Origin of the sequence: Actinoplanes sp. HUAS TT8 (assembly GCF_051380535.1) — a bacterium.
Lineage (GTDB): Bacteria > Actinomycetota > Actinomycetes > Mycobacteriales > Micromonosporaceae > Actinoplanes.
The window spans coordinates 5,019,394-5,037,518 of the sequence record NZ_CP195646.1; the positions used below are offsets into that span (position 1 = coordinate 5,019,394).

The 18,125-nt window shown below is 71.4% G+C and carries 16 protein-coding genes and 3 pseudogenes; 7 read left to right on the plus strand and 12 right to left on the minus strand.

What is annotated here, in order from left to right:
* Window positions 1-19 precede the first annotated feature (19 nt).
* Together ACSHV8_RS22450 and ACSHV8_RS22455 are read right to left on the minus strand one after the other, a co-directional pair.
* On the minus strand, window positions 20-511 hold the full coding sequence (locus ACSHV8_RS22450) for a TetR family transcriptional regulator (RefSeq protein ID WP_436535714.1): 492 nt from the start codon (window positions 509-511) through the stop codon (window positions 20-22).
* A 52-nt stretch (window positions 512-563) separates the two neighbouring features.
* Window positions 564-713, minus strand: a pseudogene (locus ACSHV8_RS22455) (short-chain dehydrogenase/reductase); the annotation flags it as partial.
* Between the two features lie 80 nt (window positions 714-793).
* On the opposite strand from ACSHV8_RS22455, the gene ACSHV8_RS22460 reads away from it, so the two are divergent.
* Complete coding sequence (locus ACSHV8_RS22460; RefSeq protein WP_436535715.1) at window positions 794-1,177, plus strand: winged helix-turn-helix transcriptional regulator; 384 nt, start codon at window positions 794-796, stop codon at window positions 1,175-1,177.
* A gap of 4 nt (window positions 1,178-1,181) precedes the next feature.
* Here ACSHV8_RS22460 and ACSHV8_RS22465 read toward each other — a convergent pair whose 3' ends face one another.
* Window positions 1,182-1,907, minus strand: a complete 726-nt coding sequence (locus tag ACSHV8_RS22465) for an alpha/beta fold hydrolase (protein WP_436535716.1) — start codon at window positions 1,905-1,907, stop codon at window positions 1,182-1,184.
* A 242-nt stretch (window positions 1,908-2,149) separates the two neighbouring features.
* On the opposite strand from ACSHV8_RS22465, the gene ACSHV8_RS22470 reads away from it, so the two are divergent.
* From ACSHV8_RS22470 to ACSHV8_RS22485, 4 genes and pseudogenes are all read left to right on the plus strand, one after another.
* Window positions 2,150-4,084 carry a WD40 repeat domain-containing protein gene (locus ACSHV8_RS22470; protein ID WP_436535717.1) on the plus strand — a complete coding sequence of 645 codons (1,935 nt, stop codon included), beginning with the start codon at window positions 2,150-2,152 and terminating at the stop codon, window positions 4,082-4,084.
* On the plus strand, window positions 4,081-6,969 hold the full coding sequence (locus ACSHV8_RS22475; RefSeq protein ID WP_436535718.1) for a tetratricopeptide repeat protein: 2,889 nt from the start codon (window positions 4,081-4,083) through the stop codon (window positions 6,967-6,969). Before ACSHV8_RS22470 ends, ACSHV8_RS22475 begins: the two co-directional genes overlap by 4 nt.
* Before the next feature lie 71 nt (window positions 6,970-7,040).
* Window positions 7,041-7,301 (plus strand): annotated as a pseudogene (locus ACSHV8_RS22480) (PhzF family phenazine biosynthesis isomerase); the annotation flags it as partial.
* Between the two features lie 40 nt (window positions 7,302-7,341).
* Window positions 7,342-7,575 carry a PhzF family phenazine biosynthesis protein gene (locus tag ACSHV8_RS22485; protein WP_436536869.1) on the plus strand — a complete coding sequence of 78 codons (234 nt, stop codon included), beginning with the start codon at window positions 7,342-7,344 and terminating at the stop codon, window positions 7,573-7,575.
* On the opposite strand, the gene ACSHV8_RS22490 is transcribed toward ACSHV8_RS22485, so the two are convergent.
* The 8 genes and pseudogenes from ACSHV8_RS22490 to ACSHV8_RS22525 all read right to left on the minus strand — a co-directional run.
* Window positions 7,565-8,293, minus strand: a complete 729-nt coding sequence (locus ACSHV8_RS22490; protein ID WP_436535719.1) for an alpha/beta fold hydrolase — start codon at window positions 8,291-8,293, stop codon at window positions 7,565-7,567. The genes ACSHV8_RS22485 and ACSHV8_RS22490 overlap by 11 nt on opposite strands.
* 160 nt (window positions 8,294-8,453) lie before the next feature.
* On the minus strand, window positions 8,454-9,704 hold the full coding sequence (locus ACSHV8_RS22495) for an acyl-CoA dehydrogenase family protein (protein WP_436535720.1): 1,251 nt from the start codon (window positions 9,702-9,704) through the stop codon (window positions 8,454-8,456).
* Window positions 9,701-11,305: a dipeptide ABC transporter ATP-binding protein gene (locus ACSHV8_RS22500; RefSeq protein ID WP_436535721.1), complete on the minus strand. Its 1,605-nt coding sequence runs from the start codon at window positions 11,303-11,305 to the stop codon at window positions 9,701-9,703. The genes ACSHV8_RS22495 and ACSHV8_RS22500 overlap by 4 nt, the downstream gene beginning before the upstream one ends.
* The gene (locus ACSHV8_RS22505) at window positions 11,302-12,105 is read right to left on the minus strand and encodes an ABC transporter permease (RefSeq protein WP_436535722.1); all 804 of its coding nucleotides are present in this window, start codon (window positions 12,103-12,105) and stop codon (window positions 11,302-11,304) included. Before ACSHV8_RS22505 ends, ACSHV8_RS22500 begins: the two co-directional genes overlap by 4 nt.
* Window positions 12,102-13,061 carry an ABC transporter permease gene (locus ACSHV8_RS22510; RefSeq protein ID WP_436535723.1) on the minus strand — a complete coding sequence of 320 codons (960 nt, stop codon included), beginning with the start codon at window positions 13,059-13,061 and terminating at the stop codon, window positions 12,102-12,104. Before ACSHV8_RS22510 ends, ACSHV8_RS22505 begins: the two co-directional genes overlap by 4 nt.
* Before the next feature lie 7 nt (window positions 13,062-13,068).
* Window positions 13,069-14,709: an ABC transporter substrate-binding protein gene (locus ACSHV8_RS22515; RefSeq protein WP_436535724.1), complete on the minus strand. Its 1,641-nt coding sequence runs from the start codon at window positions 14,707-14,709 to the stop codon at window positions 13,069-13,071.
* Between the two features lie 89 nt (window positions 14,710-14,798).
* A complete protein-coding gene (locus ACSHV8_RS22520) occupies window positions 14,799-15,263 on the minus strand; it encodes a zinc-binding dehydrogenase (protein WP_436535725.1) in 465 nt (154 codons plus the stop codon).
* A gap of 233 nt (window positions 15,264-15,496) precedes the next feature.
* A pseudogene (locus tag ACSHV8_RS22525) lies at window positions 15,497-15,760 on the minus strand (alcohol dehydrogenase catalytic domain-containing protein); the annotation flags it as partial.
* A 101-nt stretch (window positions 15,761-15,861) separates the two neighbouring features.
* Here ACSHV8_RS22525 and ACSHV8_RS22530 point away from each other — a divergent pair.
* Together ACSHV8_RS22530 and ACSHV8_RS22535 are read left to right on the plus strand one after the other, a co-directional pair.
* Entirely contained in the window at window positions 15,862-16,515 is a 654-nt protein-coding gene (locus ACSHV8_RS22530; RefSeq protein WP_436535726.1) for a TetR family transcriptional regulator, read from the plus strand.
* Entirely contained in the window at window positions 16,516-17,241 is a 726-nt protein-coding gene (locus ACSHV8_RS22535; protein ID WP_436535727.1) for a sulfite exporter TauE/SafE family protein, read from the plus strand.
* On the opposite strand, the gene ACSHV8_RS22540 is transcribed toward ACSHV8_RS22535, so the two are convergent.
* Window positions 17,225-18,100 carry a helix-turn-helix domain-containing protein gene (locus tag ACSHV8_RS22540; protein ID WP_436535728.1) on the minus strand — a complete coding sequence of 292 codons (876 nt, stop codon included), beginning with the start codon at window positions 18,098-18,100 and terminating at the stop codon, window positions 17,225-17,227. The two genes, ACSHV8_RS22535 and ACSHV8_RS22540, sit on opposite strands and share 17 nt — an antisense overlap.
* Between the last annotated feature and the right edge of the window lie 25 nt (window positions 18,101-18,125).

Here is an 18,125-nt window from a genome sequence, read left to right on the forward strand (position 1 = left end):
CGTGAGCACCGCCGCCGTCTCATCGTGCCCGGATGCCACCCAGGACGATCTCCATCCACCGCTCCCGGCTCGCCTCGTTCAGCGAGGCCGGGGCGGTGGCGAGAATGAGGTACGCGTCGTCGGGTGTGATCTCCGGGCGAATGTCCCCGTCCGCCTGCGCGGCCTGGAGCAGCACGCTGAGCGCCACCCGGCCGGGATCCTGCGCAAAGGCCGGACCATCAGCGGCTCCGAGCGTGCCGGCGGCCGCCTTGATCGACTGGTTCGTGGCCGCCTCGGCCAGGTAGTCGGCCAGGAGCCGCTCGATCGAGGCCACGGCGTCACCGGGCCGGCGCAGCGAACGGGCCGCCTCCTCGACCCGGAGGACCAGCCGGTTCGAAGCCTCGTCGAGGACGGCCCGGACCAGGTCGGTCTTCGTCGGGTAGTGCCGGTAGAGCGTGCCGACGGCGACACCGGCGGCGCGCGATCTGATCCATCGACGCGTCGGGCCCGCTCTCGGCGATCTCGACGGCACCGAACGAGCCATACCCCGCGTTGTTGACCAGGACGTCGAGTCGGGCGGTCGCGCGCTCGATTTCGGCCACGGCCTCGACCATGGACGCGTCGTCGGTGAGGTCCAGCGCAAGATTGCGGACCCCGTGCGCGCTCAGGCCGGCCATGCGATCGACGCGCCGGGCCCCGACGTAGACCGTGTATCCCCGACCGGCCAGCTCCACCGCCCTCGGCCGTCCGTTGGTAGGGCGGGCGCGACCGTCAGTAGACTTGCGCGCCCGCCGCCGATCGAATCGAGATGCACGTGACAGCTGAGGAACGCCCCGGCGCCGATGCGGTTCGCCGGCTCTCCACGACCACGGAGCTCTGCGCCAACCGGCGGGAAGTGCTCGGTCACGTCGGCAACAAATGGAGCGCGCTGATCCTGACCCTGCTCGAGGAAGCGCCCCGACGCTATTCGTCGCTGCGACGGTCGTGCCGGATCACGGCACGCATGCTCACCCTGACTCTGCACAACCTCGAACGCGACGGCCTGATCGTTCGCGAGCCGGGACCGGCCGAGGTGTACTACGCCCTTTCCGAGCCTGGCCGGTCTCTCTGCGCCATCATCCGTTCGCTGATCGACTGGTCGGATCAGCATCACGAACACATACGCGAGAGCCGGCGCACCGTCGCCCCGGCCGGATGAGAGGTCAGGCCGCGGCCAGAATGGCCGCCGCGATCTCCCGGGGCCGCGACAGCATCGCCATGTGGCTGCCCGGGACGCTGACCGGTTTCACACCCAGGCGCTCGGCGAACTCGTCACCCGGGCGGGCCAGCGACTGGTCGCTCTCCCCGAGGAGGTACGCCGCCGGCAGGCCGATCTCGGTGACCGGGGGAACATCGAGGGAGTCGACCATGTAACCGCCGGGCTGCGCGAGAGTCAGCGCGAAGACCAGGTCCTGCAACTCGGTCGACTCGTCCTGCATCAAACCCATGCGGACGGCCTCGATCGGCAGCGCGACCGTCTGATCCGGAATTGTGGCGATGGCCTCGTGAATGGCCTGGCCATAAACCTCGTTCTCGTCGGCCATGCTCAAACCCGCGGCGGGGACGACAGCATTGTAATAAATAACCTTGACGACGCGATCGGTGAGGCGATGAGCGGCTCCGGTCGCGGGATAGCCGCCCCAACTGTGCGCGACCAGCACGACATTCGTCAGATCCCGCTCCTGGACCTGCTCGACCACGAAGTCGACCGCGTCGGAGAGCCGCAGGCCCACCGGCGAATCCCCGTAGGAAAGTCCCGGGAAGGTCAGCGCCACCGCACGATGGCCGTGCTCGGTCAGCAGACGCGCGACCGGATGCCAGGACCAGGCACCCATCCAGGCCCCGGGAAGAAGAACAAAGGTGTACGGAGCGGTATTACCAGAGGTCACGAAATTGCCTTTTGTTCGCCGCCCGGATTGTCGGGCGCAGCCGCAAAGTGTCACCGACAACGTAGTTCAACGTTCCGGGCGTCACCATTGATTGCCGCGTGACCTCGATCGCGAACAAGTTTGTTCCCATAGTTAAATCGAAGAAATATCGACCCTCGTCGTCACTCGCCGATGATCGTGGCTCAGGACGTGCGCCTGCTGGGTAGCCTGGCGGTCGGCTCGGATCGGGAAGGGCGGCCGGTATGGACGACGCAGAGACGCAACGGCCGCGCGCCCTTCGCGTACACCTCTCCTGGGAGCGGGTCGGACCCAGGCTGCAACCGCAGGTCACGTTCGACGTGGACGCCGAGGTGGTGGTCGCGTTCACGGCCGCTGACGGCCGGACGCTGCTGGCCGCCGTCGCCGACGAGGACGGGCCGCCCGTGGTCGTGTCGCTGTGGGATCCGGCGACCGGCCGAAGGGCCGGCGAGCCGCTGACCTGTCCGGCAGAGGTGGTCGTGGCGATGGTGCCGGCGGCGCCCTTCCTCGCAGTCGCCTACCACGACGTGGACGAATCATTCGTGCAGGTGTGGGAGCCGTTGACCGGTGAGCGGGTCGGTAAGCCGCTGCCCGGCCCGGGCGACTACGGGTCCGGCCTGGCCGCGGTCCCGATGCCGGACGGCCGGCACCTGCTCGCCGTCATCGAGGAGACCGACGGGGCGCTACGGCTCTGGGATCCGGCCACCGGCGATCTGGTGGCCGGTCCCCTGGCGCCCCAGGCCTGGGCGGTCGCGGCGGCGACCGCGCCGGACGGCCGGACGCTGCTGCTGACGTTGCACGGCGACGAGGACGAGGCGACGGTCCGGTCCTGGGATCCGGCGACCGGGGAACCGCGGGGACGGGTGTTGCGCACCCGGCACGACGAGGGCAATCCGGCCCGGCTGGCGGCGCTGCCGCAGCCGGACGGACGCCTGATCCTCGCGGTGTCGCGCGGCCACGAGGACGACGGGTTCGTGACCCGGTTCTGGGACGCGGCGACCGGCCGGAAGATCGGCGACCCCGTCGAGGGCGAGGATCTGCTGGTGGCCGACGGCCGGGTGCCGTTCGTGGCGGCCGGCGACGGGCTGTGGGATCCGGGTTCGGGCCGGCGGGTCGGCGACTCCGGCACCAACAGCGTGCCGCGCCCCCTGGCCGCCGTCCCCGGTAGTCCGGCGCTGCTGGCCGGGCCCGGGTTCGACGGCACGCTGTGGCTGTGGGATCCGGCCACGGTGCGTCCGTTGACCGACGCCGAACGGATGGGCCCGGTGACCCGGCTGACCCCGGTGACGCTGCCCGACGGCCGGGCCCTGCTCGCCGCCGAGACGGCCGGCGACGTCCATTTCTGGGACGCGCTCACCGGTGAGCCGGCCGCCCGGCCGCTGACCGGCCACCTGCGGGGTGTCACGGCGATCGCCTCGGCGCCGCTGCCGGACGGTCGGGCGGCGGTGGTGACGTGCGACGGCGCCGGTGCCATCCGCTCGTGGGATCCGGCGACCGGGCGGGTTCTCGCCGAGGTGCCGGCCGCCCGGTCCCACGTGGTCCGTTCGATGGCCCCTGTGGTCATGCCGGACGGCCGGACGCTGCTGGCCGTCGGCAACGACGTGAACGTTCTGCGGCTGCGGGACCCGGCCACCGGGGCCGCGGTCGGCGACATGTTCACCCGGCTCGACCGGCCACCGCTGCGGGCCGTCGCCACCGTGCCGATGCCCGACGGCCGCACGCTGCTGGCGGCCGGCAACGCCACTCCGGCGCGCGGTGGCGGTTTCGCGGCGCGACTGTGGGATCCGGCGACCGGCCATCCGGTCGGCGAGCCGTTCGCCGACCGGATCCAGGTGTGGTCGCTGGCCGGGCACGACAGTGGGCTGTTGGCGATCGGCACCGGTGACGGCCGGGTCCGGGTCCACGACGTCACCACCCGGGAGATGTTCGGCGAGCTGCCCGGCAAGCACCCGTGCCTGTTCACCGCGGCCGACGGCGGGCCGGTGCTGGCCGTCGCCCGCCGCGACGAGGTCCAGTTCTGGGATCCGGTCGCCCAGCGCCGCCTGGCCTCGCGGCGGATGGGAACCACCGTCCTGGCGCTGGCCGCGACCGGCTCGCGGCTGGCCGTCGGATGCGACGGGGACCTTGCCGTTCTCGACGTCACCGAGTGGGTGGCGTGAACCTCCGGGCGGCCGAACGCTGGATGTCGCTGAGCCGGCACCCGAACGTGCGTGCCTGCCATTACGCCGAGGTCGTGGACGGCGACCTCCGGGTGCACGCCGAGCACGTCGACGGGGCGCCCGCGTCCCGGTCGTCTCCCGACCGGGCTCTGGACATCGTGATCCAGACCGCGTGGGGAGTCGGTCACGCGCACCGGCACGGTGTCGCCCACGGCGACATCAGACCCGCAAACGTGCTGGTGACCGCGGACGGCACGGTCAAGGTCACCGGTTTCGGCGTCGCCGAGGCGGCCGACCGGCGCGCCGACGTGACCGGCATCGTGAGTCTGCTGCGCGAGCTGGACGGGCCGGTGCTGCCGGGAACGATCGTCGACATGGCCGGGCTCACGGCGGCCCTGATCGAGCTCCACCAGCAGGAATGCGGCCGGCCGTATTCGCGCCCGGCACCGGAGCCACTCCCCCGCACGTCGGACGAGCTGACCGATCACGCGCTCGTGCTGACCGCCCTGGGCCGCACCGGGGACGCGCTGTCCGCGTACGCGCAAGCCTTGATCCTGCATCCGGGTCATCCGGAGGCGACGTACAACGAGGGGTTGCTGCGCTGGCGCACCGGTGCGCTGACCGACGACCGGCTGCTGACCGCCATCGAGGCGATCGGTGCCGGGAATCCGCCGTGGCAGGGCGACTACCTGCGAGGACTGGTCCATCTGGAACGCGGTGACGCCCCCTCGGCGTTGCCGTTGTTGCTCAAGGCCACCCAGGCGGCCGGCGACAACATCGAGATCAAGACCGCTTTCCAGTACGCGGTGAAAGCCGACCGTCCACACCGGCTGCAACCGCGGACGATCCAGGTCCGGCGCGGCATCAGATCGGACTCGCTGCACGTGGGCCCGGGCCCGGAGGTCGACCACGTCCGGCTGAGCGCGGACGGGCAGATCGCCGTGACCGCGGGCAACGAGACGGTCCAGGCGTGGGACACCCGGTCCGGCCGGTGCCTGATGGAGACGCAGGAACACGCCGCCAAGGCCAGCGCGCTGCACCTGAGCGCCGACGGGCGGTACGTACTGTCCGGCGCCCGCACCGGAGTGGTCGTGTGGCGCCGGATCGCCGACGGGAAACGGCTGCACCGGCTGCAGACCGACGACTGGGTGATCGACGTCTGGGCCGCCGCCGACGCGCGGACCGCCGTGATCACGGTGCGCGGCCGGATCCAGCTGTGGGACCTGCACGAGGGCCGCATGCTGCGCGCCATCGACCACGACGGCCCGATCCTGCGGGCCGCGGTGTCCGCCGACGGCCGGCGAGCCGTGTCGGCCGGCCCCGATCACGTCCTGCGGGTGTGGGATCTGCCGACCGGTCGGTGCCTGGCCCGCCTGGACGGTCACACCACGCATGTGCACGCGATCCGGCTCAGCGACGACGGCCGGACGGCGGTCACCTCGGGCTCGTACGACCCGGTGATCCGGGTCTGGGATCTGGACGCCGGGCAGTGCCGGCACCGGCTCGGCGGGCACGTCACCGAGGCGCGCGGGCTCGACATCAGCGCCGACGGGCGGTACGCGCTGTCGGGCGGCGGGACCGATCACACCGTACGTCTGTGGGATCTTGAATCTGGTCGTTGCCTGCGCACCTTCGCCAGCGACTACGACGAGACGGCGGCGCTGAGCGCGGACGCCCGGGTCGCGGCCGCCGGTGGCATGAGCGGCCAGGTGCGGATCTGGGACGTCGCGGCGCCCACCGGCTACACCGCACCGGCCCAGCCGTGCCGCCCACGCTCGTTCGCCGAGGCCCGGGCGCTCGCCACCACCGCCAGCGTAACCCTCGACGGCGCGGAGCAGGCCATCGCCGAGCAGCGCTTCGGCACGGCCCATGACCTGCTGGTTCAGTTGCGCACCGACCGGCACCACGATCGGACGCCGCGACTGGTGCGGGCCTGGCAGCGGCTGAGCGCGCGGGTCGACCGGGTCGGTGTCGAGGACGTCCTGGTCGCGCGGACGCTCGGTGGCCACACCGATCGCGTCGAGTCGATCTGCGCCACGCCGGACAGCCGGAGCGCGGTCTCCGGCGGTCGCGACGGCACGCTGCGGGTGTGGGACCTGGAGTCGGGAGAATGCCTGCGCATCCTCACCGGCCACACCGGCTCGGTGCTGTCCGTGGCGGCCGGCGGTGACGGCCGGACGGTCGTGTCGGCCGGCCGGGACAAGACGGTCCGCGTCTGGGATCTTGATTCCGGTCTTTGCGTGCGCACCCTGACCGGGCACAACAGCCTGGTCTACGCGGTGGCGGTCAGCGCCGACGGGCGCCGGGCCGTGTCGGGCGCCCGCGACGGCGACCGGCTGCTGGTCTGGGACCTGGACAGCGGCGAACGGATCCACCGCCTCGACGGTCACACCGGTGGCGTGCCCACGGTGGCGATGACCGCCGACGGGCGGCTGGCCCTCTCCGGCAGCCACGACGGTACGGCCCGGATGTGGGACCTCGACACCGGCGAGTGTCTACGCGTCCTCGACGACTCGCATCGGGGGCAGGCGGTCGACGTCGTCCGGATCAGCGCCGACAGCCGCCGGGCCCTCACCGTCGGTTCGGGCGGCCGGGCCCGGTGGTGGGACCTCGCGTCCGGCGACTGCCTGCACACGTTCGAACCGGCCTGGTCCCGCCTCACCGACGCGCAGCTCAGCTCCGACGGCCGATACGTGCTGGCCGCGGGCGAGGGGCTGCTGAAACTGTACGACCTGACGACCGGCGAGCCGGTGTACGAACTCCCGGAGCGCCCCGAGCAGATCGCCGCCGCCGGCCTGAGCCCGGACGGCCGATTCGTGGCCGTCGCCGCCCGCGACACGACCGTCCGGACGTGGGACCTGACCTGGCGCCTGCAGGTCCCGTGAGAGCAAGCCGTGGGCCGCGTACCGGTGAAGTGTGCTGCCGTGGGCGCGGGAGGCGACCGACACTGGAGGGCATGACGCGCTTCTACTTCGTTGACGTGTTCGCGGATCGGCCGCTGACCGGGAACCCGCTGACGCTCGTGCCCGACGCCGATGATCTGACCGTGCCGCAGATGCAGGCGATCGCCCGCGAGTTCAACCAGTCCGAGACGACGTTCCTGCTGCGCCCGGGTGAGGACGGGGTCGCCTGGCGGTTGCGCTCGTTCACGCCGGCCGGGGTGGAGGTCGGCGGGGCCGGGCACAACGCCATGGGCGCCTGGCTGTGGCTGGCCGACCAGGGGCTGACCGGCGAGCAGCCGGCGGTGACGATGCGGCATTGCCGAAGATCCGGCTACGGGTACGGCGGCCGGCCCGCTCGCCGCGGCCCTGGTCCGCTCGGGCCGGGTGCCCGCCGATGTCCCCGTCCTGATCGAACAGGGACATCGGCTGGGGCGTCCGAGTCGACTCCGGGTCGACGTGACCGAGGATCGGGTCCGCCTGTCCGGTTCGGGCCTGGTCGTCGGCCACGGCGAGTTGCGCCTGGTCCAGGGCACCGGTTTCAGTCGGTGACGTGGGCGGCGGCGGCCAGGATCGTGTCGACGACCACCTGCGGGTGCGACACCAGCGACACGTGTGAGCCCTCGACCTCGGTCACCTTCGAGCCGGCCCGTTCCGCCTGGGCGCGTTTGACGCCCGGCGGGATGACCTTGTCCTCGGTGCCGATGACGGCCCAACTCGGCAGCGTCTTCCAGGCCGCCGGGCCGGACGGGGTGGTGTTGGCGCTCAGGGTGATCGGCCGCTGGGTCTCGGCGATCAGCCAGCGGTCGGCCTCGGGCAGGTCCTGGGCGAACGAGTTGTGCACGGTGTCGGGCTTCAGGAATGCTTCGGCGTCCCCTTCGGGGCTGCCCGGGTAGCCGACGATGTCGAGGACCGTGGTCGGGTCGGGGACGTCGAGGGCCGATCCCGAGCCGCCGAGGATCTGGAAGACGAACTCGCCCTCGTCCGGGGTGAACGCGTCGACGTAGACGAGGGCCTGCACGTCACCGCCGCCGGCGGCCGCGTTGGTGATGACGAAGCCGCCGTAGGAGTGGCCGACCAGCACGACCGGTCCGCTCGTGCGCTGGGCCAGGAACGATGAGATGTAGGCGGCGTCGCCGACCGGGCCGCGCAGCAGGTTCGGCGGGGCGAGGACCGTGAACCCCTGGGTGCGCAGTTCGGACGCGACGGCGTTCCAGCTGGACGCGTCGGCCCAGGCACCGTGTGCGAGAACGATTGTCGGTTTTGCCATGCCCGTCTCCTCAAGAGTCGCCGTGCTGAAAACCCATCAGCAAGATATACCGAATCGATAGAGCTACTTGATCTTTGAACGCTCTGTCTCACATGCTTCGCTCGCCGTTCACCATCGCCGGGAGGCGAACGAACGGTCGCCCGCCAGGACGGTTTCGGCGTCAGGAGTCGCCGGTGGAGGGACGGTCCCGGTAGTAACCGGGGACCGGGGTGATCGCGTTCACCAGGTAGTCGCCGACGATGCGGGGTTTGTAGACGACCGGGTTGTGCGAGGCCAGGGTGCGGGCGTTGCGCCAGTGCCGGTCGAGGTGCACGCCGTTGCGGACGGTCGACGAACCGCCGGCGTTGAAGGCGGTCGTCGCCGCGTCGAGGACCGCTTCGATCACCGCGACCTGGGCGGCCGAGGTGTCCTGGTAGGCGCGGGTGTAGTCGGCTTCGGCGCCGCTGCGGTGGGCGGCTTCGAGTCGTTCGGCGGCGTGCCGCAGCAGCGAGTCGGCCGTGAGCCGGCGCGCGTGCAGCGTTCCGACCACGCCCAGTACCTCCGGGTCCTGGGTGGCGTCCGGGGAGAGGGCGTGCAGGCTGGTCCGGGCCCGGGCCCGGACCAGGTCGACGGTTTCGGTGACCAGGCTGCGGGCGATTCCCGCGAGGTTGGCCAGGTGGACGATCTGGACGAACGAGTCGAGCCCGCGCAGGGATTCGCGGTAGCGGCCGACGTCGCCGAGGGGTTCGACCGGGACGTCGTCGAAGATGGTGGTGCCGCTGCCGGTCTGGCGCTGACCGATGCCGTCCCAGTCGTCGACGTGGGTGACCTTGGGGTGCCGGGCCGAGACGACGACGAAGATGCGGTTGCCGGATTCGTCGAGGACCGCGGCGCGGATGTAGTCGGCGAAGCGGGCGCCGGTGGAGTAGAACTTCTCGCCCGAGACGACCCGGGTGCCCCGAGCGTCGGCCCGGACCCGGGTCCGGGTGCCGCCCCAGCCGGCCGGGTCCTGTTCGGAGGCGGCGAACGCGGCCGGTTCGGACTGGGCGTTGCCGAAGACCGCGCCCGCCCCGATCGCCCGCAGCCATGTCGAGCGGACCGTGTCGTCGGCTTCCTGGCGCAGGATCTCGATGGTGGTGAAGTGACCGCGCCAGATCTGCGGGATGTTCGAGTCGGCCTGCCCGGCCTCGGCGAGCAGTTCGAAGAGTTCCGGGAGGCTCACGTCGAATCCGCCGTGGTCGGCCGGGACCCGCAGGCGCCCGAAACCGGCGTCGGCCAGGGCCTGGACCAGCTCGTAGGGGTGCCCGCCGAGCAGGTCGCGGGTGGCCGCGTCCCGGGCGAGTTCGGCCAGGACGGCCCGGATCCGGACCAGGGCCTCCTCGAGGGTCTCCGGCTGCCGGCGGGTGGGCCGGCCGTTGTCCACGGCGGTCATCGGGCACCGGCCAGCAGGTCGGCTCCGGCAATGGCGTCGAGCAGCCCGGCGGTGTACTCGTGCCGGGGCCGCTGGAACACGTCCTCGACGATGCCCTGTTCGACGATGCGACCGTGGCGCATCACCGCGACCCGGTCGGAGATGGCGCGGACCACGGCCAGGTCGTGCGAGATGAACACGTACGTCAACTGACGCTCCTTCTGCAGTCGTCGGAGCAGGCTGAGGATCTGGGCGGCGACCGACACGTCCAGGGCCGAGATCGGCTCGTCGAGGACGATGACGGACGGTTCGAGCACCAGCGCGCGGGCGATCGCGACGCGTTGGCGCTGGCCGCCGGAGAGTTCGCGCGGGTGCCGGTGCAGCAGATCGGCCGGGAGGGCGGCCGCTTCCAGGGCGGCGACGACTCTCGGTTCGTTGGCCCGGCGGCGCTTCCGGGGCGTTTGCGCGGGCCGGAACGATCGCAGCGGTTCCTCGACCACGTCGAAGACATCAAAGCGAGGATCGAAGGAGGCGTACGGATTCTGGTGGACGAACTGCACGTCGCGCCGCAGCGGGCGGAAGTCGCGGCGGCGCAGCCCGACGACGTCGGTGCCGAGCAGGGTCACGGTTCCGGAGGTAGCCGCGGTCAGGCCGGTGAGGATGCGCGCGGTGGTCGACTTGCCGCTGCCGGACTCGCCGACGATCGAGAACGTCTCGCCGCGCTGCACGTCGAACGTGATGCCGTCGACGGCCGCGACACCGTCAAAATCCTTGTGCAGATCCCGTACGGAAATCGCGGTTTTATCGGTTTTAGGAATTGAAGGGGCCAACGGCAGGCGCGAGGGAACGGCGTCGAGCAACCGCCGGGTGTAGGGATCGGTCGGCGCGTTGATCACCTCGCGGGTCGGACCCGCTTCGACAAGCCGCCCGGCTCGCATCACCCCGATCAGGTCGGCGCGGTCCGCGGCGACCCCGAGATCGTGGGTGACCAGCACCACCGCGGTGCCCAGGCGGTTCCGCAGGTCATCGATCAGGTCGAGAACCTGCTTCTGGACGGTCGCGTCGAGACCCGAGGTCGGCTCGTCGGCGATGATCAGATCCGGTCCGGCGGCGATGGCGGTGGCGATCAGCACCCGCTGGCGCATCCCGCCCGACAGCTCGTGCGGGTACTGCCGGTACCGGCGTTCGACGTCGGTGAAGCCGACCTGCTCGAACAGTTCGTAGACCCGTCGCCGGCGTTCCGCCGCATCCAGCCGGGTGTGCAGCAGCAGCACGTCCTCGACCTGCGATCCGACCCGGCGGACCGGGTCCAGGGACACGGCCGGGTCCTGCGGGATCAGGCTGACCGCGCGGCCGCGCAGCGCCCGCCAGCCTTTCGGCGACAGCTGGGTCAGGGCTTGGTCGCGGAAACGGACCTGGCCGCCGAGCACCTCGCCGTTGGCCGGCAGCAGTCCCAGGATCGCGTGCCCGGTGGTCGTCTTGCCGGAGCCGGACTCGCCGACCAGGGCCAGGACCTGCCCGGGCTCGACCTGGAAGGAGACCTCGTGCACGACCGGGGTGAGCCGGTGCCCGAGCCGGTAGCCGACGGTGAGGTCCTGGACGGCGAGCACCGGTTCGCTCATGACGCTCTCCCGCGGTTCAGGTGGTGGGACAGGTAGTTGGTGGCGAGCACGACGGCGACGACGGTGAGGCCGGGCCACAGCGTCAGCCAGCCGCGGGTGGCGATGTAGTTGCGGCCGTCGGCGACCAGCAGACCCCACTCCGGGTTGGGTGGCTGGGCGCCGAGCCCGAGGAAACTGAGCGAGGCGATCCAGATGATGGCGATGCCGAACTGGACGGTGATCAGGGCAAACGTCGGGGCGACAGAATTGGGTACGACGTGCCGGCGCAGGATCGTGAACGTGCTCGCGCCGCTGGTGACGGCCGCTTCGACGTAGGCGCTGGAGCGAGCCTTGAGCACCTCGGCGCGGATCAGCCGGGCGAAGGTGGCCGCCGAGGTGAGGCCGACCGCGACTGCGGCCTGCAGGACGCCGAAGCCGAGCAGGACGACGATGGTGATGGCGAACAGGAAACCCGGGATGGACAGCACCACGTCGATGGTCCGGCCGATGAGCGTGTCGAGCAGGCCGCCGAACCAGCCGGCGATCGCGCCGAGCAGCGAGCCGGCCAGGACGGCGACGGCAACGGCGGTGCCGGCGCCGGTGAGCGAGGCCCGGGCGCCGTAGACGACCCGGGTGTAGAGGTCGCGGCCGAGCTGGTCGGTGCCGAACCAGTGCGCGCCCGAAGGCGGCTGGAAGCGCGATGCCGGCTGCACGGTGAGGGGGTCCTGATGGGTGAACAGGCCGGGCGAGAATGCCCAGAGCAGCACCAGGGCGACCACCGCCGCGGCGAGGACGATGCCGGCCGTCCGACGCCTGGTCATGCCGTCACCACGCCCGCCGTGCGCCGCCCGTCGAGCAGGATCCGCGGGTCGATGAACGGGTAGGCCAGGTCGACGGCCAGGTTGACCACCACGTACGCGGCGGTGGACAGCAGCACGACGCCCTGCACGACCGGCAGGTCCTGGGTGTTGACCGCACCGACCACCAGGCTGCCGATGCCGTGCCGGGCGTAGACCGACTCGGTCACCACCGACCCGGCGATCAGCTCCCCGAAGGCCAGCCCGAGCAGGGTCAGCACCGGCAGCGACGCGTTGCGGAACACGTCCTTGCGGAAGATGAACCCCTCCCCCGCACCCTTGGCGTGCAACACGTGCACGAACGGCTGGGCCCGGGTGCTGCCGATGGAGGCGCCGAAGACCTGCGCGAGGGGCGCCGCGATCAGCAGGCCGAGCGTGATCGCGGGCGCCACCAGGGCCAGGAACGTGCCGTTGTCGACCGACGGGATCAGATGGGCCCGGAAGGACAGGTACTGCAGGGCCAGGATGCCGACCACGAACGTGGGCACCGACGCGAAGACCGCCGGCAGCCCGGTGACCAGGTTGCGCAGCCACGCCCACCGGCCGTAGTTGATCAGCAGGGCCACGGCCGTGGCCAGCACGATCCCGGCGACCAGGCCCAGCCCGGTGAGCAGCAACGTGCTGGGCAGGGCGGTGGCGAGCAGATCCCGTACGGAATGGGCGTTGGTCAATGACAGCCCCAGGTCACCGTGCAGGACGCGGCCGAGCCCGTCGAGATACTGCTGCCAGATCGGCCGGTCGAGACCGTAGTAGCGCAGCAGGACCTCGCCGTCCTGAGCGGTCAGCCCGGAGTCGGGGGCGTGGATGCGGTTGCTGATCGAGTCGCCCGGCAGGGCGCTGAGCAGCACGAACGACAGGGTGTAGGCGGCACCGAGGACCAGCAGGGCCTGCCCCACACGGCGGAGGACGTAGCGGCGCATGCTCAGCTCACCTCGACAGCCAGGTGTCGTACAGCCAGGAGCGGGCGGTCGACTCGGTGGCGAAGCCGTGCACGCTCGGGGCGAGTCCGAAGACCTGGGTCTCGTCGTAGAGCGGGATCTCGTAGGCCTGCCCGAAGATCCGGTCCTCGACCTTCTGGACGGCGGCCTTGCGCTGGGCCGGGTCGAACGTCTGGGCCTGCGCGTTCAGCAACTGGTCGAGCGTGGTGTCCGGGGTGAGCGCGTTGTTGCCGTGATACCGGTCGCCGGCCAGCGAGACCCGCAGCACGTTGGCGTCGGCGGTCGAGGTCTGGCCCTGCGAGAACGTCCACTCGTTGTTGGCGTCGGCGCCGTGCGCGCCCTCCTTGGCCGCGTACTCGGTCTGCGAGACGGTGTGGATCTGCAGGTCGACGCCGGCCTTCTTCCACTGCGACTGCAGCAGTTCCAGAACCGCCTGCGAGACCTGGTAATACGGCGCGACCCAGATGTCGAAGTGCAACTTCTTACCGGCCTTGACCCGGATGCCGTCCGGGCCCGGGGCCCAGCCGTCGGCATCCAGCAACGCCGTTGCCTTTTCAAGATCAAATTTGAGGTACGGCGATGAGTCGCCCCGGAACGGCGTGCCCTTGACCAGCGCGCTCGTCGGGATCGGGTAGCTCGGCGACAGCACCGTCTTGTTGATCTCGGTCCGGTCGGTGGCCGCCTGCAACGCGAGCCGCACCTGCGGGTCGCGGGTCGGCGCGTCGGCGTCCAGCTGGATCTTCAGCGAGTTCGTCTCGCCCTGCACGGGGAAGCCGAGCACGGTGCCCCCGCCCGAGGTCACGGTCTGCTCGTCGTAGGGCGCGATGTTCCGTGCGATCTGCGCCTCGCCCGACTGCAGCGCGCCGACCCGGGTGCCGGCCTCCGGGACCGTCTTGTAGACGACCTTGTCCAGGTAGGCTTTGCCCTGGTGAGCGGAGCCCTCGGGGGCCCAGTTGTAGTCGTCGCGGCGCTTGAGCGTCACCCCGGTGGTGCCGTCGACACTGTCCACCACGAACGGTCCGGTGCCGACCCAGTTCTCCAGTTTGCCCTGGCCGGTGAGGTCCAGTTTGAGGAACGGCTTGCCCAGGATCGAGCTGGCCCGGTAGTTGGACAGGATCTGCAGGAACGCGGCGTTCGGCTTGCTGATCCGGACCCGTACGGTCGACGCGTCGACGGCGTCGGTGCCGGCGTAGTCGGTCCAGAACGAGTCCGGCGCGATGCCCAGCGCCTTGTCGCCGAGGCCGTGCTGGTCGAAGTTGGCCTTCACGGTCTCGGCGTCGAGCGGGTCACCGTTGCTGAACGTGACCCCGGCCCGTAGGTGGAAGGTGTAGGCGAGGTGATCGGCGCTGATCTCCCAGGCGGTGGCCAGCCACGGCTTGAAGTCGCCGGTCTTCGGGTCCTGCCAGATCAGTCGCTCGGCCAGGTTGCCGGTGATGTTGCTGTTGGACCAGATCGAGTTGGTCGGCACCCAGGCCGTGTACTGGATCGGATCGTAGAAGGTGAGGGTGCCGCCGTCGACCGGTTCGCCCGCGGCGCCGGCCGTGCTGCCCGCGGATCCGGATCCGCAGGCGGCGAGCACGGCGACCAGGCCGACGGCGGCCAGCCCCTTGCGTATGTGGAAAGTGGTCATGATTCTGCCCGTCCCTGGTGAGTTCCTCCCGAGGCCTCAAATCCTACTCCGCCGATAGGCTTAATAGCTTTTAAGTCTTGTTGCGACGGTCATCGCGGGGTCAGGACGATGCGGCCGGCCAGCTCGCGGCTCTCCATCCGCTCGTGCGCGGTGACCGCCTGGCTGAACGGAAGGACGTCGATCTCCATGTCGCCGAGACCGGCCGCGACGACGTCGAGAGCGGCCATCATCGCGGGCCGGACGACCTCGGGACGGGCCGGGAGAAACGCGCCGGCGTTGAAACCGGAGACCGTGGTGCTGGACAACCACAGGTCATTGGTGCCCACCTGACTGCTCCAGTCACCACCGGCGTTGCCGACCACGACGAGCCGACTGCCGGGCCGCATGAGGGCGAACGAGCCGGTGCGCACGGCTCCGCCGACCGGGTCGATGACGACGTCGAACCTCTCGTCGCCGAGCACCTCGGGCAGCTCGGCCGAGTCGACGATCCGGTCGTACGGCAGCTTGGTCCGCGCCGCGGCCTCCCGCTTGCCGGCCCGGACCGTGCCGACCACCCGCGCGGCCCCGAGCCGCTTGGCGACGCCCGGGAACGCGGCGGCGAAGCCCCGAGCGCGCCGTGCACCAGCACACTCTCGCCCTCGGCCAGGTGCGCGACCCGGGTGAGCGCGACGTGGGCCATCGCGGCGTTCGGGACGGCAGCGACGGCCAGCGCCGGGTCGATGCCGGTGGCGACGACGAGGTGGGCCGGGGCGACGTAGACCTCGGCGTATCCGCCGGTGCCCCCGGCCGACATGGACACCACCGGCTCGCCGACCGCGAAACCGGTGACGCCCGCGCCGAGCGCACGCACCGTGCCGGCGACCTCAAGGCCCGGGACGTAGGGCGGCTGCACCACCGCGAACTGGCCCTGCCGGAAGAACACGTCGATCAGCCCGACCGCGGCGTGCGTGACGTCGATGGCGATCTCGCCCGGCCCCGGTACCGGGTCGGGCAGGTCGACGACGGTGAGCACGGTCGGATCGCCGAAGCGGGTGGCCTGAACAGCCTTCATGGGGTTTCTCCTAGCTCGATCAGTCGTAACGCATCACGTGATGCGTTACGGCGCCAACATAGCACGGGTTAGCGCACCCAGTGATGCGCTAAAGTCGGCTCATGCGGGAGAGGGCCCGGTCGGCCGGGGACAAACTGCGACGCTCCGAGGACCTGCTCGACGCGGCCGAAGCGCTCGCCCTCGAACTCGGCGGCGCCCGGTTCGTCACGGTCGCGGCCGTCACACAGCGCGTCGGACTGCACCGGACCGGGGTGCGGCGCTACTACGCCGACAAGGAAGAACTGCTCCTCGAACTCGCCGAGCGCGGATGGGAACGGTGGCGCGACGCGATCACGACCGAGCTGGGCGACCGGACCGGCCTGGACCCACCGGCGATCGCCGCGGTGCTGACCTCCACGATCGTCGGCCTGCCGGTCTTCTGCGACCTGCTCACCCACGCCACTCTCAGCCTGGAGGGCGACGTCGACATCGAACGCGCCCGCCGCTACAAGACCACCTCGTTCGCCGCGTTCGACGAGATCATCGACGCCCTCACCCGGGCCGGCACCATGCCCGCCGGCCAGCTGCAGAACCTGGTCTCGGTGACCACCGTGCTCGCGGCCGGGTTCTGGCAGGTCTCCCACCCGACCCCGACCCTGGCGGCCCTGTACGAGCAGGAACCACGGTGGGCTCACGTCGCGCTCGACTTCGCCCCCCGGCTGCGCCTGCTCCTGGAAGCCACGGCGGTCGGGCTCGCCGCCCGGACCGATCCGTAGATGCCGGTCCTCACCCTGCTCACTGCCTCGGCGGCGGCGTTCCTGCTGGCGATGCTGTCGGCGGTCGCCGGCTTCGGTGGCGGGGTGCTGCTGCTACCGGTGTTCACCGCCCTGTTCGGACTGCGCTTCGCCGTGCCCGTCCTGACCCTCACCCAGCTGTCCAGCAACGGCTCCCGTACGTGGCTCAACCGGCCGGAGATCCGGTGGCCGCTGGTCGGCTGGTTCGCCGCCGGAGCCGTCCCGCTCGCCGTCGCCGGCGGGCTGCTGCTGACCCACGCCCCACTCAGCCCGCTCAAACGCGCCCTCGGCCTGTTCCTGATCGGCGTGGTCGCCTGGCGCCGGCGGAAACGCCGCCCCGGACGCCCGGCCGACCGCACGTTCGCCGCGGTCGGCGCCGCCTCCGGCTTCGGATCGGCGCTGCTGGGCTCGGTCGGCCCGCTCACCGCGCCGTTCTTCCTCGCCTACGGCCTGACCCGCGCCGCCTACATCGGCACCGAGGCCGCCGCCGCGCTCACCATGCATTTCACCAAAATTGCCGTGTACGGAGCGGGCGACCTGCTCACCCCGCGGGTCCTGTTCTACGGCGCCGCCCTCACCCCGGCCACCCTCGCCGGCGCCTGGGCCGGCAAGCGGATCGTCGGCCGGGTCAGCGACCACACCTTCGTCCTGCTCGTCGAAGCCGGCCTGATCGTCGCCGGCCTGCTCTTCCTCACCGGCCTCGCCTGACCGGCACCTCGGGATCGCGGGTCGCGGCCCAGCTCGACAGCAGGCGCAAAGCATCGTCGCCGGCCGAGCCGGCCGGTGCGCTGAGCAGGGTCATGGACAGACCGGGGTCTGCGGTCAGCTGCAGGGTCTCGAAGTTCAGGTCGAGGTCACCGACGACCGGATGGCGGAACTGCTTCACACCGGTGCGATGCAGCCGGACGTCGTGAGCGGCCCACCTGGCCCGGAAGTCCTCGCTGCGGGTGCTCAGCTCGCCGACCAGGTCGGTCAACGCCTTGTCGTAGGGGTCGCGGCCGGCCTCGGTGCGCAGCATGGCCACGGTGTCGGAGGCGATCCGGTCCCAGTCGCGCCAGAAGTCCCGCGCCCGCGGGTCGAGGAACGCGAACCGCGCGTGGTTGGCCGGCCGGTCGTGGCGTTCGAACATCGGCGCGTACAACGCCCGCATCAACGGGTTGCCGGCCAGGACGTCCCCGCGGCCGTTGCCGACGAACGCCGGAACCTCGGTCATCAGCTCCAGGACGCGGGCCACGCCCGGACGGATCTGCTGCGCCGGCGGCTTGCGGCGGGCCCGCGCGCCCGGCCCGGCGGCGCGGGCCAGATCGGCCAGGTGCTGCTGCTCGGCCTCGTCGAGCCGCAGGGCGCGGCCGAGCGCATCCAGGACGCTGTCGGAGGCGCCGGCCAGGTTGCCGCGTTCGAGCTGTGCGTAGTACTCGACGCTGACCCCGGCCAGGTCGGCGACCTCGCTGCGGCGCAGGCCGGGCACCCGGCGGTTGCGGTTGTAGGCGGTCAGGCCGGCCTGCTCGGGGGTGATCCGGGCGCGGCGGGTGCTGAGGAACGCCTTGACCTCGTCGCGGTTGTCCATGTTCCCCAGGCTAGGGCGGATCGCG